This is a genomic window from Streptomyces sp. DG2A-72, assembly GCF_030499575.1.
Lineage (GTDB): Bacteria > Actinomycetota > Actinomycetes > Streptomycetales > Streptomycetaceae > Streptomyces.
Window position 1 is genome coordinate 3,868,801 of sequence record NZ_JASTLC010000001.1, and the last position, 15,307, is coordinate 3,884,107.

The 15,307-nt window shown below is 71.8% G+C and carries 13 protein-coding genes, 1 tRNA gene and 1 pseudogene; 3 read left to right on the forward strand and 12 right to left on the reverse strand.

The genetic code is table 11. The annotated features are described in order from the left end of the window. Positions 1-38 precede the first annotated feature (38 nt). Together QQY66_RS18280 and QQY66_RS18285 are read left to right on the forward strand one after the other, a co-directional pair. Entirely contained in the window at positions 39-626 is a 588-nt protein-coding gene (locus QQY66_RS18280) for a transcriptional regulator (protein WP_301981425.1), read from the forward strand. 14 nt (positions 627-640) lie between these two features. Next, the gene (locus tag QQY66_RS18285; RefSeq protein WP_301981426.1) at positions 641-841 is read left to right on the forward strand and encodes a hypothetical protein; all 201 of its coding nucleotides are present in this window, start codon (positions 641-643) and stop codon (positions 839-841) included. Here QQY66_RS18285 and QQY66_RS18290 read toward each other — a convergent pair. The 6 genes from QQY66_RS18290 to QQY66_RS18315 form a co-directional block, all read right to left on the reverse strand. Further along, on the reverse strand, positions 831-1,625 hold the full coding sequence (locus tag QQY66_RS18290) for a S16 family serine protease (protein ID WP_301981427.1): 795 nt from the start codon (positions 1,623-1,625) through the stop codon (positions 831-833). The genes QQY66_RS18285 and QQY66_RS18290 overlap by 11 nt on opposite strands. Before the next feature lie 226 nt (positions 1,626-1,851). Further along, entirely contained in the window at positions 1,852-2,493 is a 642-nt protein-coding gene (locus QQY66_RS18295) for an IclR family transcriptional regulator (protein ID WP_301981428.1), read from the reverse strand. 395 nt (positions 2,494-2,888) lie between these two features. After that, complete coding sequence (locus tag QQY66_RS18300) at positions 2,889-4,685, reverse strand: DEAD/DEAH box helicase (protein WP_301981429.1); 1,797 nt, start codon at positions 4,683-4,685, stop codon at positions 2,889-2,891. Positions 4,686-4,813: 128 nt separating this feature from the next. Next, a complete protein-coding gene (locus QQY66_RS18305) occupies positions 4,814-5,182 on the reverse strand; it encodes a type II toxin-antitoxin system death-on-curing family toxin (protein ID WP_301981430.1) in 369 nt (122 codons plus the stop codon). Further along, the gene (locus QQY66_RS18310) at positions 5,182-5,379 is read right to left on the reverse strand and encodes a hypothetical protein (RefSeq protein ID WP_301981431.1); all 198 of its coding nucleotides are present in this window, start codon (positions 5,377-5,379) and stop codon (positions 5,182-5,184) included. The genes QQY66_RS18305 and QQY66_RS18310 overlap by 1 nt, the downstream gene beginning before the upstream one ends. A gap of 12 nt (positions 5,380-5,391) precedes the next feature. Beyond that, on the reverse strand, positions 5,392-6,966 hold the full coding sequence (locus tag QQY66_RS18315; protein ID WP_301981432.1) for an MFS transporter: 1,575 nt from the start codon (positions 6,964-6,966) through the stop codon (positions 5,392-5,394). 186 nt (positions 6,967-7,152) lie between these two features. Between QQY66_RS18315 and QQY66_RS18320 the strand changes: the two genes are divergently transcribed. Then, positions 7,153-7,224 (forward strand) — tRNA-Cys (locus QQY66_RS18320). Positions 7,225-7,243: 19 nt separating this feature from the next. Here QQY66_RS18320 and QQY66_RS18325 read toward each other — a convergent pair. From QQY66_RS18325 to QQY66_RS18350, 6 genes and pseudogenes are all read right to left on the reverse strand, one after another. Continuing rightward, positions 7,244-7,873, reverse strand: a pseudogene (locus QQY66_RS18325) (SUKH-4 family immunity protein); the annotation flags it as partial. 360 nt (positions 7,874-8,233) lie between these two features. Continuing rightward, positions 8,234-8,362, reverse strand: coding sequence for a hypothetical protein (locus QQY66_RS18330; RefSeq protein ID WP_301981433.1), 129 nt, complete (start codon positions 8,360-8,362; stop codon positions 8,234-8,236). Next, positions 8,359-10,668 carry a xanthine dehydrogenase family protein molybdopterin-binding subunit gene (locus QQY66_RS18335; protein WP_301981434.1) on the reverse strand — a complete coding sequence of 770 codons (2,310 nt, stop codon included), beginning with the start codon at positions 10,666-10,668 and terminating at the stop codon, positions 8,359-8,361. Before QQY66_RS18335 ends, QQY66_RS18330 begins: the two co-directional genes overlap by 4 nt. Further along, a complete protein-coding gene (locus QQY66_RS18340) occupies positions 10,665-12,539 on the reverse strand; it encodes a 2Fe-2S iron-sulfur cluster-binding protein (protein WP_301981435.1) in 1,875 nt (624 codons plus the stop codon). The genes QQY66_RS18335 and QQY66_RS18340 overlap by 4 nt, the downstream gene beginning before the upstream one ends. Further along, entirely contained in the window at positions 12,536-13,429 is an 894-nt protein-coding gene (locus tag QQY66_RS18345; protein WP_301981436.1) for a xanthine dehydrogenase family protein subunit M, read from the reverse strand. The genes QQY66_RS18340 and QQY66_RS18345 overlap by 4 nt, the downstream gene beginning before the upstream one ends. A 260-nt stretch (positions 13,430-13,689) precedes the next feature. After that, complete coding sequence (locus tag QQY66_RS18350) at positions 13,690-15,306, reverse strand: beta-N-acetylhexosaminidase (RefSeq protein ID WP_301981437.1); 1,617 nt, start codon at positions 15,304-15,306, stop codon at positions 13,690-13,692. Position 15,307: the final 1 nt, after the last annotated feature.

The following is a 15,307-nucleotide window of genomic DNA, read 5'->3' on the forward strand; positions in this document are numbered from 1 at the left end:
CGTTGCAAAGGTCTCTTTGCAACGCTACCTTTGCATGCATGACCGAGCCCGAAGAGCCCAAGGTGCGCACACTGGATGCCCGCTCACTGCGCGGGCTGGCGCATCCGCTGCGCATTCAGCTGCTGGTCGCGTTGCGGCGGCATGGACCGGCCACGGCGTCGATGCTCGCGGAGCGGCTGGGTGAGTCGAGCGGCGCCACCAGCTACCACCTGCGCCAGCTCGCCGCGCACGGCTTCGTGGAGGACGCGCCGGAGCGAGGCAAGGGGCGGGAGCGGTGGTGGCAGGCGGCCGACGATGGCGTGCGGTTCGACGAGACGCTGCGCCGGGACCCGGATCCGAGCGTGCGCGGTGCGGCAGCCGTGTTCATGCACGAGGTTTCGAACGTGCACACCCAGGAGCTCGCGACCTGGCTCGGCAATCCGAGCGACTGGTCGGTGGAGTGGGACCGCGCGAGCGATCTGAGCGACTTCACGCTGCGGCTCACGCCCGAGCTCGCCGAGGAACTCATCGAGAAGATGCACGACCTGGTGCAGAGCTATGCGTCACTGCCATCTCTGTCCGAGGACACCCCGGACGCGGAGACGGTACGCGTCCACACGCACGTCTTTCCCAGCCCGACGCATTGAGAGGCGACCACCCGATGCACCCCGACATCCATCTCGCCCTGCATCACGCCCGTGCCGCCGAGCTGCGTGCCGAGGCAGCGGCACACCGTCTCGCGGGCGCCACGGCGAAGCCCGGCCGTCCCTTGCGGACCCGCGTCGGCTGGACCCTCGTAGAAGTGGGCCTGCGACTGGCCACCCCCAGACCGTCGGCCCCGGCGCCCAGCCCTAGCAGCTAGGCACGGAACCCTTCCCGCTCTCCAACGCCACCAGCGCACTGACCGCGCCCTTGAGGTTGGTCACCGGAATCAGCCGCAGCCCCTTCGGCAGCTCCGACTTCGCGTCGCCGCACTCGTCCTTCGGGACCAGGAACACGGTCGCCCCGTCGCGCCGCGCGGCCTGCGTCTTCAGGGCGACGCCGCCGACCGCGCCGACCGTTCCGTCGGCCTCGATCGTCCCCGTGCCGGCGACGCTACGACCGCCGGTGAGGTCGCCGCCGCTGCCGTTGCCGTTGAGCTTGTCGATGATGCCGAGGGAGAAGAGGAGCCCGGCGCTGGGGCCGCCGACGTCGGCGAGCCTCAGGGTGACCTTGACGTTCTTGTCGCTGAGGTCGAGATAGTTCAGCGCGGCCTCGGTCGCCGCGTCCTGCGACGCGCGCATCTGCTCCGTGTTGTGCCGCTCGATCTCCTTGACGCTCTTACCGCTCGGATAGACGGAGTCGCGCGGCATGACCGCCCGATCCGTACGGAACCAGGAGTCGATCACGTCCCCGAGCGAAACGTCCGTATCCGGGTTGGTCGCCTCGATCGTCGTCATTCGCAGCTGCCCGCTCGTGTCACGGGTCGACGCCCCGGAAATCGTGATCACCGGCGTCCCCCGGTTCTCCCCGAGCACATCCGCGGTCAGCCCCGGCTGCGTCAACGAAAACGGCAGCGGCGCGAACACCGCCGCCCCGATCAGACCGACGACGGGCAGAGCACAGACGACCAGGGCCTGCGGGCGCGTGAGACGAGAGAGGAACACGGGATCAATCTAACGGGCGAGGTTCGGGGTGGTGACCGAGGGCAGCACGTAGAGCTGCGGGCATGCGTGCCGCAAGGGCGGCGCCCACCCAGCAGCCTGCACCCGCGGGCCACACAGCCTGCGGGCAGTCGTGCCGCCTGGGGCGGCACGGGTGGGCGCAGGCGGCACCCCGTCAGCGCCGGGCTGCGCGACCCACCCCCGCCCAGCCCTCACGCACGGCAACTGCTCAGCGCAGCGCCTCCGCAACCTCCCGCGCCGCATCGACGACCCTCGGCCCCACCCGCTCCGGCACCGCATCCGCCAGCATCACGACCCCCACACTCCCCTCGACCCCGGTCACCCCGATCAACGGCGCCGCAGCCCCACTCGCCCCCGCCTCCAGCTCACCGTGCGTCAGGGTGTACCCCGGCTCCGCCACCGCCCGCTGTCGCGCGGAGAGGATCGCCTTGCCCGCGGCGCCCCGGTCCAGCGGATGCCGGAACCCCGCCCGATACGCCACGTGATAGTCGGTCCACGTCGGCTCGACGACCGCGACGGCCAACGCCTCCGCCCCGTCCACCAGCGTGAGATGCGCGGTCGCACCTATGTCCTCGGCCAGCGACCGCAGAGCGGGCAACGCCGCCTCCCGCACCAAGGGATGCACCTGACGCCCCAGCCGCAGCACTCCGAGCCCGACCCGGGCACGTCCGCCCAGGTCACGTCGTACCAGTGCATGCTGCTCAAGCGTGGCGAGCAACCGGTACACCACGGTCCGGTTGACGCCCAGTTTGTGGGAAAGCTCGGTGACGGTCAGCCCGTGGTCCGTGTCGGCCAGCAGTTTGAGGACACGCAGTCCCCGGTCGAGCGTCTGGGAGGTCTCCGCGGTCACGACGCCCACTCCTTAGTGGTGAGGTCGACGGCCCCCTCGCGGCGGATGCGTCACCGAGTCCCGTCGGTGACGCGTTTCAGAGGCCGACGATCGGTCGGCGGCCCGGCTTTCCGGGCCGCGACGCTTCACGGCTGCGCTCCGCGGCGGCGCTGCCACGGGGCGTGTGCGTAGCGGGACAGTAGCGAAGGGAGTTCGCTGAGCGGAAGGCTCCGTCCAGAATCCGGTCAGTTGCCGGTACGGACTACTTTGATTTGCGGCGGTATGCGCGCCCCAGAGGGGCGCGGGGCTGTAACATATGCGGCTCCGCCGCGTGGGCGCGACCAGCCACGGACGGCCCGCAGCCGAAAACACGACAGGTCCGCCCCGGAAAACCGGCTCAGGCACAGCGCCCAGCGTCACCGCATGCGCGTGGCCCACTCCTGCACCTTGGCGATCCGCTGCCGCAGCTGACCCGCCGTGGCCTCCGCGCTCGGCGGCCCACCGCACACGCGTCGCAGCTCCGTATGAATCACCCCGTGCGGCTTGCCGCTCTGGTGGACGTACGCGCTCACCATGGTGTTGAGCTGCTTGCGCAGCTCCATCATCTCCTTGTGGCTGACCACCGGCCGCCGCTCGGCGGGCAGTTCGAGCAGGTCGGCCTCGGAGTCCGGCTTCTTGCGGCTGTGCGCGATCTGCCGGGCCTGCCGCTTCTGCAGCAGCATTTGCACCTGGTCGGGCTCCAGCAGCCCAGGAATACCGAGGTAGTCCTGCTCCTCCTCGCTGCCGGGGTGGGCCTGCATGCCGAACTCGGCGCCGTCGTACAGGACTCGGTCGAAGACGGCGTTGGACTCCAGCGCCTCGAAGGGCAGTTGGTCCTGTTCGCCGGTGTCCTCGTCCTGCTGCTGCTCGGCCTCCTGGAGGAGCTTCTCCTCCCCGGCGTACGGGTCCTCCTCGCCCTCCTTCTTGGGCTTGTCGAGGGCGTGGTCGCGCTCGACCTCCATCTCGTTGGCGAAAGTGAGGAGGTCGGGGATGGTGGGGAGGAAGACCGAGGCCGTCTCGCCGCGCCGCCGGGACCGTACGAAACGGCCGACGGCCTGCGCGAAGAACAGCGGCGTGGAGATGGTCGTGGCGTACACGCCGACCGCGAGCCGCGGCACGTCGACGCCTTCCGACACCATCCGGACCGCGACCATCCACCGGTCGTTGCTGCCGCTGAACTCGTCGATCCGGCCGGACGCGCCGGCGTCGTCGGACAGGACGAGCGTGGCCTTCGTGCCCGTGATCTCGCGGATGAGCTTGGCGTACGCACGTGCCGAGTCCTGGTCGGACGCGATGACGAGCGCGCCCGCGTCCGGGATGGCCTTGCGGACCTCGGTCAGCCGCTGGTCGGCGGCGCGCAGCACGCTCGGCATCCACTCGCCGCGCGGGTCGAGGGCGGTGCGCCAGGCCTGGCTGATCGCGTCCTTGGTCATGGGCTCGCCGAGCCGGGCGGCGACCTCGTCACCGGCCTTCGTACGCCACCGCATGTTCCCGCTGTAGGAAAGGAAGATGACGGGGCGGACGACGCCGTCGGAGAGGGCGGAGCCGTAGCCGTACGTGTAGTCGGCGGCGGAGCGCCGGATTCCGTCGTTGCCCTCCTCGTAGGCCACGAACGGGATGGGGTTGGTGTCGGACCGGAACGGCGTACCGGTGAGCGCGAGCCGGCGCGTGGCCGGTTCGAAGGCCTCCAGGCAGGCCTCGCCCCAGGACTTGGAGTCACCGGCGTGATGGATCTCGTCGAGGATGACGAGGGTCTTGCGCTGCTCGACGCGGTTGCGGTGCAGCATGGGGCGCACGCCGACACCGGCGTACGTGACCGCGACGCCCTGGTAGTCCTTGCCGAGCGGCCCCGCGCTGTACTCCGGGTCGAGCTTGATCCCGATGCGCGCCGCCGCCTCCGCCCACTGCTTCTTCAGATGCTCGGTCGGCGCGACGACGGTCACCTGCTGCACGACGTGGTGGTGCAGCAGCCAGGACGCCAGCGTCAGCGCGAACGTCGTCTTTCCGGCGCCGGGCGTCGCCACGGCCAGGAAGTCACGCGGCTGTTCCTGGATGTACTTCTCCATCGCCCCTTGCTGCCAGGCACGCAGCTTGCTGGCGGTACCCCAGGGGGCGCGGCCGGGGAACGCGGGTGACAGGTGATGCGACGAGCTGCTGGCGGCGGTGGTAGTCACGGTCTCCGTTGGGGGTTGGGCGGCCGGGTATGACAACCGGGCCACCCTACCGGCGCCGGGTTTCCGTCAACGGGCGGACTGTGCCGGGGCGCCCTTGGATGGGACTGAGGTCACAGTGGGCCTTGGGGTCAGCGTGCGAAGCGCGGCAACTGAGCCGCGATCTTCGGTACGTCCGATGCCCCCTGACAGACGTCGAGCACAAACGCCTCGGCCTCGTCCACGTCGAAGTCGGCGTCGAGGGGGTGCCCGTTCATGTGCAGGAAGACCCAGGTCGCGTACCAGGCGATGCGCTTGTTCCCGTCGACGAGGGCGTGGTTGCGGGCGAGGGACTCCATCAGGGCCGCGGCCTTCTGCCAGACGTCCGGATACGCGTCCTGCCCGAACACGCTTGATTGGGGACGCGCCAGTGCCGAGTCCAGGAGCCCGTAATCGCGCACCTCGTCCGCCCCGAGCCGCTTTGCGAGGTTCAGCAGCTCGGGCAGCGTGAGGTAGTGCATCAGGCGAGCCTCCGGTTCAGCTCGGCACTGGCCTTCAGCACGTGCTCGGCAGCCTCGTTGAACAGGCGCGAGTGCTCGTTTATTGCCGCGATCACGGCATCATGCGCGAAGGCCTGCATGCTGCGCCCTTCCGCTGCCGCACGCTCACGCAGCGCGTCGAGCTCATCGTCCGTAAACCGCAGGTTCAGTCCAGCCATGCATCGACGGTACTACGCGGTACCACTCGGTGTCACCGCACAGCATCCATCAGCGGGCTCCGCCCTCGGGGCCCGCAGCCGCGTAGTCACCCAAGCCCCCACCAACGCCACCCCCGCCATCGGCAGGAACACCGCGGCGAACGCGGCAGGATGCGAACCCGCGCCGGCCGCCTCCGTCGCGGCGTGCGCCACCGTGCCGCCACCCAGTGCCGCGAAGGCCGCGCCGCCCGCCGCGAGGAGGAGGACGTTGGAGAGGCCGTCGGATATCTGGAGGGCGGCGGAGTTGGTGCCGGCGTCCTCGGGGGCGGAGAGCTTCAGCAGCAGCACGCTGGTGGAGGAGATCACCAGCCCCATGCCGAAGCAGCCCACGGCCCAGGCGACGGCAACGATCCAGGCCGGCACCGCCTCGATCAGCACGCTCGGCGCGGCGGCGATCGCGGCCGCGACCAACACCATCCCGAGCGTCATCAGCCGCTCCCGGTACGGCGCCACCCGCGCCCGCGACTGCACCCACGACCCCAGCGCCCACGTCCCACCGCCCGCCGCGAGCGAGAACCCGGCCAGCGTCGGCGACAGCCCCCGCTGGGTGACCAGCATCAACGGCACAAAGGACTCGGCGGCGATGAAGGAGCCCGCGGCCACCCCGCGCAACAACACGACGGACGGCAGCCCACGGGCCGCCCGGTACGTACCCCGCGGCAGCAGCCCCAGAGCGGCCGGCACCATCAGCGCGGCACCCACCACGCCGGGCACCAGCGACAGCCACCGCAGATCCTGCGCGGCGTACTGCAGCAGCCCCGCGCCGAGCGAGATCCCGAGTGCGAGCCGGATACGACGCCGGTCGAAGGAGGCCCGGCGCACCCGCACAGGCTCGTCGGACATCGAACCGTCCACGGGGTCGCCCACCGAGCCGCCGGGCCGACCACCCCCCGAACCATCCACCGGCCCCGCCGCCCGCCGCCGTATCTGCGGCAGCGCGAGCGCCAGTGGGAAGACGACGAGGACCGGGATGCCGACGAACACCCAGCGCCAGCCGAGGTGTTCGGTCACCGCGCCCGACGCCAGCGGGCCGACGATGGACGGCACGACCCAGCTCGCCGCGAACGCCGCCATGATCGCGGGCTGCAGTCGCCCCGGGTAGGCGCGGCCCACGACGACGTACAGCGCGACGATCACCAGCCCGCCGCCGAACCCCTGCACGGCCCGCCCCAGGATGAACAGCCACATCGCGCCCGCCGTGCCGGACAGCAGCAGACCGGCCGCGAAGGAGGCGATGCCTGTCGTCAACGCCCCGAGCGGCCCTCGCCGGTCCGACCACTGACCGGAGAGCACCATGCCGAACAGGCTCGTCGTGAAGAATCCCGAGAACGCGAACGCGTACAGCGACACCCCGTCCAACTCCCGCGCCGCCACCGGCATCGCCGTCCCGACAGCGGTCGCCTCGAAGGCGATCAGCAGCACGACGGAGACGATCCCGACACTGAGCGCACGGTAGGAACGGCTCAGGACGGTCTCGTCGCGCTCGCCGGCCGAGGAGGCGCCGTCGGGATCAGCAACGTCGGTGTCACTCGGTTCGAGGGCGGTCATGGTCGCCAGCGTAAGGGCCACAACCCACGTTGACCCCTGTCGAGAGAACGGCCCCACCTCCGCCCTAGGTCGTACGACCGCCCCCACGCCCCCGTTTCATGAACGCGGTATGGCAGTCCCGTTGCACCACCCCCGCTTCCCTTGAGCCCCTCCCCCACAGCGCCCTACGGTCAATACACGAAGCAAGGCCGTGTGCCCGAGTGGTTGAGGGGCTCGCCTGCAAAGCGAGTTACGCGGGTTCGATTCCCGCCACGGCCTCTACCGTCCCTCTCCCGTTCTCCTCCCGGCGAAGCAGCCACAGCGTGAACGCCAGCGTGGAGAGGTCCGTGTTGAGTGGGCGCGGCAGTTCGTCCCGCTCGCTCCAGTACAGGACCATCCCTGTCGCGCCGTCGATCACGAGGCTGGTGTCGGTGGTGAGGTGGCCGAGGCGTATCAGGTGGTCGGAGCCGGGTGGGAGGGCGAGGTTGCCGTCCCGCTCGTCCGTTGCGTACTCGGCGAGGGTCCGTGGTGGGACGTCCGTGTCCAGTGTGAACCGGGCGGCCTCTTCCGGCAGGCCCACGTCGCGCAGGAAGCGGCGGGTGGGTTCGTGGGTGAGGGTCGCGGGGAAGTCGACGTCCTCGAAGCGGACGATCGCTGCGGTGCCGAACTCCTCGTCCAGCAGCCGCGGCGGCAGGTCGAGGGCGAGGCCGCTGCCGGGCTCGGCGATCCAGGCGAGTGGGCGGATCAGTGCGCCCATGCTGCGGAACGCCGGCATCGCAGCGCCCGTCCCCTCCTCCCAGACGGCCAGCAGCCGACGGGAGGCCTCCGCCACCGCGCCCGGCCCGAAGCGTCCCGCGTAGGCCGCGAACTCGTGGCGCAGTCGGGCCAGTTCATCGGCCGCCGACGCGAACCGCACCAGCGTGCGCAGCCGGCCCTCCTGGCGCAGCTCGGCGAGCGACAGCAGCTCATCGCCGCCCGGCTGCCGCAGGCACAGCGCCGGCTCCGCTTCACGCCAGACCCCATGGCCCGGCGGCGCATCCACCCCGAACGGTTCCGGCCCGCCCTCGGTCAGGCCGGTCACCGCGATACAAGTCCCGCTGGTCGTGCTCATGGAATCCCCCGTGCATGAATGGTCGCTCAGTCCCCGAGCGGGGCGCGGTTCGGCACCACGGCCGTCGTACGAGCGCGCTCACAGCCCCGCCGTCCCCACGTCCAGAACACTACGCCGCACCACTGACAACGGCCCGCAGCCCGGCAACGCCAAGGCTGTTGCGTCGCACACAGCCGGTCACGCGAAGTAGATACCGCCGAGCACGACCACTACCGCCGCGAACACGAACACCAGCGCCCAGACCAGCAATTTCCCTACGCTGGGCGGTGGTTCGTACCGCGGCGGACCGGGGTCGGGGGCGGTCACTGGCCGGTCACCACCGCAGCCTGCGGGCGGATCGGGAGGCGGTTGACGGGGCGGCCCGTCGCGGCGCGGACCGCGGAGGCGATGGCCGCCGGGGACGTCACCACCGGTACCGCGCTGGCGGCCTTCGCGCCGAAGGGGGCGACCACGTCGCGCTCCTCGACCAGTTTCACGATGCGGATGTCCGGCGCGTCCAACGCCGTGGGCAAGGCATAGCCCGTGAGGTCGGGGTGGCGGATCAGCCCGCGTGCCGTGCGCAGGTTCTCCGTCAGCGCGACGCCCACGCCCTGTGTGACACCGGCCTCGATACGTGCCGTCAGCTGGGCGGGGTTCAGCACACGCCCCACGTCCTGGGCGACGGCCAGTTCGACGACCCGTACCGAGCCGAGTTCGATGTCGACGTCCACGACCGCGCGGATCGCGCAGAAGGCGAGACCCACGAAGGCGTCGCCCTGTCCGGCTTCGTTCAGGGGTTCCGTCGGGTGCGGGCGGCACTGGGCGGTGGCCCACAGTTCCTTGCCGTCCATCGCCTCGGTGACGGTGGTCGACAGGACTCCGTCGTACGACGTGATCTTGCCGTCGGTGATCTGCAGCAGCTCCGTGGACATGCCGAACTTGTGCGCCAGGGGCTGGAGCAGCTGCGTGCGGACCATCTTCGCCGCGCGCTCCACCGCGCCGCCGGACACCCAGGTGTGACGGCCCCGGCAGCCCGCGCCCGCCGGTGGCTGGTCGGTGTCGACCGGGGCGACGTGCACCTCGTCGATGCCGAGTGTCTCCTGGACGATCTGCCGGGCGAGGGTGGTGAAGCCCTGGCCGGTCTCGACGGCCGCGCACAGGACGGTGGCGACTCCGTCATGGACCTTGACGGTCGCCGTCGAGACCTCGTCCGCGCCCTCCGCGCCGAGCATGTGGACCATGCCGAGGCCGTAGCCGACTCCCCGGCGCACCGCGCCCGGTTCGCCCGCGCCCTCGGGGCCGCCGGGCAGCAGCCAGTCCTCCTCGGGCGTGTCCTTGGGGAGCGCCGGAAGGGGGAAGTCCCGTACGGCCTGCAACAACTCCGCCACCGGTGCGGGGCATGTCACCGTCTGGCCGGTCGGCAGGACGTCGCCCGTGGCGAGCGCGTTGCGCAGGCGCAGCTCCGCCGGGTCGACGCCGAGCTTCTTCGCCAGCTTGTCCATCTGGGCTTCGTAGGCGGCGGCGACCTGCATGGCGCCCTCTCCGCGTACGTGGCCGGAGGGGGGGTTGTTGGTGCGTACGGCCCAGCCCTCGATGAACGCGTTCGGGACGACGTACGGGCCGCAGGCGAAGGACACCGCGGCGGCCAGCGCCTCCGAGGAGGTGTCCGCGTAGGCGCCCGCGTCAAGGAGGACCTGTGCCTCGACCTTGACCAACTTGCCCTCCGCGTCCGCGTGGTGGCGGTACCGCAGCAGGGTCGGGTGGCGGTGGGTGTGGCCCAGGAAGGACTCTTCGCGCGTGGCGGTCAGTTTGACCGGGCAGCCGGTCTTCAACGCCAGCAGGCCCAGCGGGAGTTGGAAGCCCTGGTCCTCGCGGTCGGCGGTCGCGCCGGGCACACCGGTGACGACGACCTTCACGCGGTCGGGCTCCAGGCCGTAGCAGGCGGCGGCCGTGTCGCGGTCGCTGTGCGGGTCCGTGGACGCCAGATACAGCTCGACGCCGCCGTCCGGACGCGGCACCGCGAGACCCGCCTCGGCTCCTATGGGCGCCGGGTCCTGGCGGCCGATGCGGTACTGGCCCTCGACGACGATGTCGCCGGCCGCGTCCGGGTCGCCGTGGCGCAGCGGGATGTGGCGGATCAGGTTGCCGTCGGGGTGCAGCGCCTCGGCCTCGAAGGCCTGTTCCGGGTCGGTCACCGGGTCGAGTACTTCGTACTCGACGATGACGGCCGCCGCGGCCATCCGCGCGGTGTCGGGGTGGTCGGCGGCGACGGCGGCGATGGGTTCGCCGTGGTGGCGTACGACCTCGGAGGCGAACACCGGGCGGTCGGCGCTGCCCCGGCCGTACCGGGGGGCGCCGGGCACGTCCTCGTGGGTGACGACGGCGCGGACGCCGGGCATCTCGCGCGCGTGGGACGTGTCGATCGACACAATGCGCGCGTGCGGGTGCGGTGAGCGCAGGACGGCCGCCCAGAGCAGGCCCTCGGCCCACAGGTCGGCCGCGTACGGGAACGTGCCCTCGGTCTTGGCGCCCGCGTCGGCGGGGTGCAAGGACACGCCGAGGCCGTGCGGGATCTCCTCGGGGGCGGGGGCTGCCTCCGCGGCCGTGGTCGCGGTGGCGGCTTCGTTGCTCACGCCGGGCCTCCGTCCTGTCCGTACGCCTGGTCGTGCGGCTCGAACGCCGACGGGTTGACGCCGCCGGCTCCCGGGCCCGCCTGGTGCGGGATACGTGCCTCGTCCGCGTCCGTCTCAGCGTCGGCCGCGCGGTGCGACTCGCGTTCGCCGACGACCTCCTTGACGGCGTCCAGGACGCCGCGGTAGCCGGAGCAGCGGCACAGGTTGCCGCACAGCGCCTGGCGGGCCTCGAGTTCGGTCGGCGCCGGGTTGCCCTCCAGCAGGTCGTGCACGGTCATCGCCATGCCCGGCACGCAGAAGCCGCACTGCACCGCGCCGCACCGGGCGAGCGCCCGTTGCACGTCGGAGGGGTGTCCGTCCTCCGCGAGGCCCTCGACCGTACGGACCTCGCTGCCGGCCGCGGTGACTCCGGGCACCAGGCAGGAGGCGACGAGCCGGCCGTCGACCTGGACGTTGCACGCGCCGCACTCGCCCTGCGAGCAGCCGTCCTTGGCGCCGGCGAGGCCGAGCCGTTCGCGCAGTACGTAGAGCAGCGATTCGCCGATCCAGGCGTCGGTGACGGGCCGGTCGACGCCGTTGACGCGCAGCACGTACGAGGCGAGCGGGTGTTCGTCGCCGGGCGGCGTGGGCGCCTCGTCCGGGGTCTCGGACCCGGGGGACTCCGCACCGGCCTCCGTGTCGGCACGCGACTGCGGTTCCGGCCCTCGCTCCGGCTCCGCGGAACGCTCCACGGCCCCCTCAGCGGCCTCTCCGGCCCCCTGGGCGCCCTCGGACACCTCGGCTGCCTCACGGGCCCTCTGAGCGGGCTGTGGGGCGGCTACGGCGGTCTCGAGCGCGTTCGTCTCGTGCGCGTTCGGTGAGTCCGCTACGGCGGTTCCGTCCGCGGGCTGTTGGGCGTGGGCTCCGTCGGATGCCGGACGGACCGGTGCCTCGCCATGCTGCGGGGCGTGGGCCTGCGCGTGCTGCGCGGCGGCCTCTCCGTGAGCGTCCGCGTGCGGCTGGGCGGGCGCCCCCGGGTGCTGCGGCGGGCGGTCCTCCGAGTGCTGCGAGGTGTGGACTTCCGGGTGCTGCGAGGCGTGGACTTCCGGGTGCTGCTGGGGGCGAGCGTCCGGGTGCGGCTGTGCTGCGCGCTCTCCGGGCCCCTCCGCGTGCGGCCGGGCGGGAGCGCCCCCGTGCTGCTGCGCCGGAGTCCCCGGGTGTGGCCTCGTGTACGCCTGCGCGGACACCTCGCCGTGTGTCTGGCCGGGTGCGTCCACCGCGGCGTCGGCGGGAGCCGCGGTGTTCGCCGCATCCTGCGCCCACGGCTGCCCGGCGGCCTCCGTCGCCCAGGGAGCGGGCGCGCCGCCGGGGAGTGTGGCCGGCGGTGTGCCGCCGCCCCACTGCTCGACCAGGGACGATGAGGTGAACTCGCCCGATTCGTCCGGAAGATCCCCTCCGGCGACGGGGATCGACCACTGCCCGGTCACATCGTGGCCCGGCGCCGCTGCCGTGTGCTCCGCCGCCGATCCCGCCGATCCCTCGACGGTCTCGAAGTTCCACTGCCCGGTCGCCCCCGGGTTGTACGTGAACCGGTCGTTCCCGGTGTCCTGGGGCACCGCGTTCGGGTCGGGCCACTGCACCGCTTCGGCGGGCGCCGGCCAGCCGCCGGTGGCGGAGGGGTCGGCCCCGGCGGGGTTGACCGTTATCTGCGGAGGCACATAGCCGTGGCCGGGCGCCGCCAGCGGGCTGTCGGCGGAGGCCAGGAGGGCGTCGATGCCCCCTTCGGGCAGTTTCACGAAGGCGGTGGCGCCGTCGTCGTAGTCGCCCTGGGGCAGCGGGTCCCAGCGGCTGCCGCCCTGGGGCGTGCCCTCTCCGTGCTGGTCGTCGGTCACGACAGCGCCCTCCCCAGTGCTCGTCGGGCCAGCGCGGCGACGGTGCGCCGCAGGTGCAGTACGGCGGGCGGAAGCTGTTGTACGGAGCCGTCCTCGGCCGGGACCGGATCGGGGATGCAGGCCGCGGCGACGTACTCCCCGAAGGCGGCCAGCGCCTCGGGGACGATCGCGCGGCTGTTGTCCCAGTCGATCAGCCCGGCGACCCACTGCTCGGCGTCCAGGGGCCTGAGCGGCATCGGCGCTATGGCACCGACGGCGCACCGCACTCCGCGCCGGGCGGGGTCGAGGACCAGCGCGACCGACGCGACCGCGCGGCCGGGACCGGTGCGGCCGGTGGCCTTGAGGAAGACCTGCGGGGCGTGCAGCAGCGGCACGCGCACGTACCCGATGAGTTCGCCGCCGCGCAGCATCTCCACGCCGGCCAGCAGGTGCGACACCGGAATCTCCCGGCGGGCTCCGCCCGGACCCGCGATGATCACCGTCGCCTCCAGGGCGGCCAGTACGGGCAGCGCGTCCCCGGTGGGGGCGGCCGTGGCGATGTTGCCGCCCAGGGTGCCCGCGTTGCGGATCTGCGGCGGGCCCGCCGCGCGCGCCGCCGCAGCGAGCGCCGGGATCAGGGCGGCGAAGTCGGGACGGCCCATGCGCGCGTGCGTGAGACCCGCGCCGAGCAGTGCGTGCCCGTCCTGGTACTGCCAGCCGCGGATCTCGCTGATCTTGCCGAGGCCGACCAGTGCGGCGGGCCTGAGCTGCCCGGAGTTGACGGCGGCCATGAGGTCGGTGCCGCCGGCCACGGGAACGGCGGCGGGCATGGCCGTGAGGGCCGCCACCGCCTCGTCCAGCGTCGTAGGCAGCGTGACGGCCTGCGCCGCCTGCGGTGCGCTCGTGGTCAAACCGGCTGCCCCTTCCCGCTGCCCCACCTGGTCCCACCTGTGTTGCCGTACGGTACGTGCTGACAGGGCGGACGTGGCAACTCTGGCACATCTTCGCAGGGCCCGAACGCGGGGGTCCGCTAGGAGGCATTCGCCCCCCTCACCAGCGAGATGGTCCGTTTTCGCACGACATCAACCGTGCGCGCGAATTGCCACTCTTCGGTGACACTTAGGGGCTTTTTCCATGACCTGTTCCCATGCGTGTTCCCATACCTGATCCCTTACCTGTTCGGCGGCGCCCCCTCGATGGGACGGCCCAGCACACCCGGCCGCTGCTGCCACGGCAACGGCCCTGTAGGCGGCCGGTAGGCGACTCCCAGGGCGTCAAGTCGCCGGTAGTGGACGGCCATCCGCCGCTCGAAATCGGCGAAGTCCCGTTCCGCGGGGGCGGGCAGGCCGAGGCTCCACGCCACCTCGGCGAAGGCCGCCAGCCTGGGGAACGTCTGGTAGTCCACGCGCGCGTGGTCCTCCATCGCCTCGGTCCACACGTTGGCCTGCGTCCCGATGACGCGCCGGGCCTGTTCCGGCGTCAGCTCGGGTGGAACGGGTTCGAACCGGTAGACGTCCTCCAGGGTGCGGACGTAGCCGATGGGGACCGGCTCGTCCGCGCCCGCGTCCTGGCGGTGGTCCAAGTACACCTGCTGTTCAGGGCACATGACGACGTCGTGACCGGCCCGGGCGGCGGCGATTCCGCCCGCGTACCCGCGCCACGAGGACACCGCGGCGCCCGGCGCCAGACCGCCCTCCAGGATCTCGTCCCAGCCGATGAGCCTGCGCCCGCGCGCGGAGAGCCACCGGTCGAAGTGGCCGATGAACCACGACTGCAGTCCGTCCTCGTCCGCGAGCCCGAGTTCCTTGATGCGGGCCTGCGCGGTCGGCGACTGCTTCCACTGGTCCTTCAGGCATTCGTCGCCGCCGACGTGAATGAACTCCGAGGGGAACAGTTCCAGGACTTCCTCGAAGACCCCCTCGTAGAAGCGCAGGGTGTTGTCAGTGGGTGCGAGTACGTTCGGATTGATCCCCCAGGTGTCCCACACGGAGAGCGCGGAGGTGTCGATGACGTCGGTGTTGCCGAGTTCCGGGTACGCGGCGATGGCGGCCTGCGAGTGTCCCGGTACGTCGATTTCGGGGACGACGGTGATATGCCGCTCGGCGGCGTACGCGACGATCTCCCGGATGTCGTCCTGGGTGTAGAAGCCCCCGTGCGGCTTCTCCTCCCACAGCGGCGAGGCACGGTGGCCGAATTTCGTGCGGGCCCGCCAGGAGCCGACCTCCGTCAGCCGGGGGTACTTCCTGATCTCGATGCGCCAGCCCTGGTCGTCCGTCAGATGGAAGTGGAAGACGTTGAGTTTGTGGGCGGCCATCAGGTCCAGGTAGCGCAGGACACCGTCCTTGGGCATGAAGTGCCGGGCCACGTCGAGCATGAGGCCGCGCCAGCGGAATCGGGGGGAGTCCCGGATCTCCGTCAGGGGCAGCCGCCACGTACGGCCGGGAAGGGGTGCTCTCCGGAAGGCGTCGGGGCCGAGAAGCTGGCGCAGCGTCTGGGCGCCCCAGAAGACACCGGCGGGCGAGCCGCCCTGGATGTGGACGCCATGGGGGGCGATGACGAGGCGGTAGGCCTCGGCGTCGAGGCCGGGCCGGACGGACAGATGGAGGACGTCGTACTCGTCCCCCTTCTTGGGCGGCAGCGCGAGCCCGGTCGCCGCGCCGAGCGTCGCGCGCAGCCATTGCGCGGTGTCCTCGGTGCCCGGCCCGGCCTCGATCCCGAAGCCGTCGCCGAGTTCGAAGAAGCGCTCGGTCCGCTCCATCTGGTGAGGTACCGGAATCAGTTCAGTCACG

Coding starts and splice junctions, on each gene's coding strand:
- QQY66_RS18280 (WP_301981425.1), top strand. CDS start 39: ATGACCGAGCCCGAAGAGCCCAAGGTGCGCACACTGGATGCCCGCTCA.
- QQY66_RS18285 (WP_301981426.1), top strand. CDS start 641: ATGCACCCCGACATCCATCTCGCCCTGCATCACGCCCGTGCCGCCGAG.
- QQY66_RS18310 (WP_301981431.1), bottom strand. CDS start 5,379: ATGGCTGGACTGAACCTGCGGTTTACGGACGATGAGCTCGACGCGCTG.
- QQY66_RS18305 (WP_301981430.1), bottom strand. CDS start 5,182: ATGCACTACCTCACGCTGCCCGAGCTGCTGAACCTCGCAAAGCGGCTC.
- QQY66_RS18315 (WP_301981432.1), bottom strand. CDS start 6,966: ATGACCGCCCTCGAACCGAGTGACACCGACGTTGCTGATCCCGACGGC.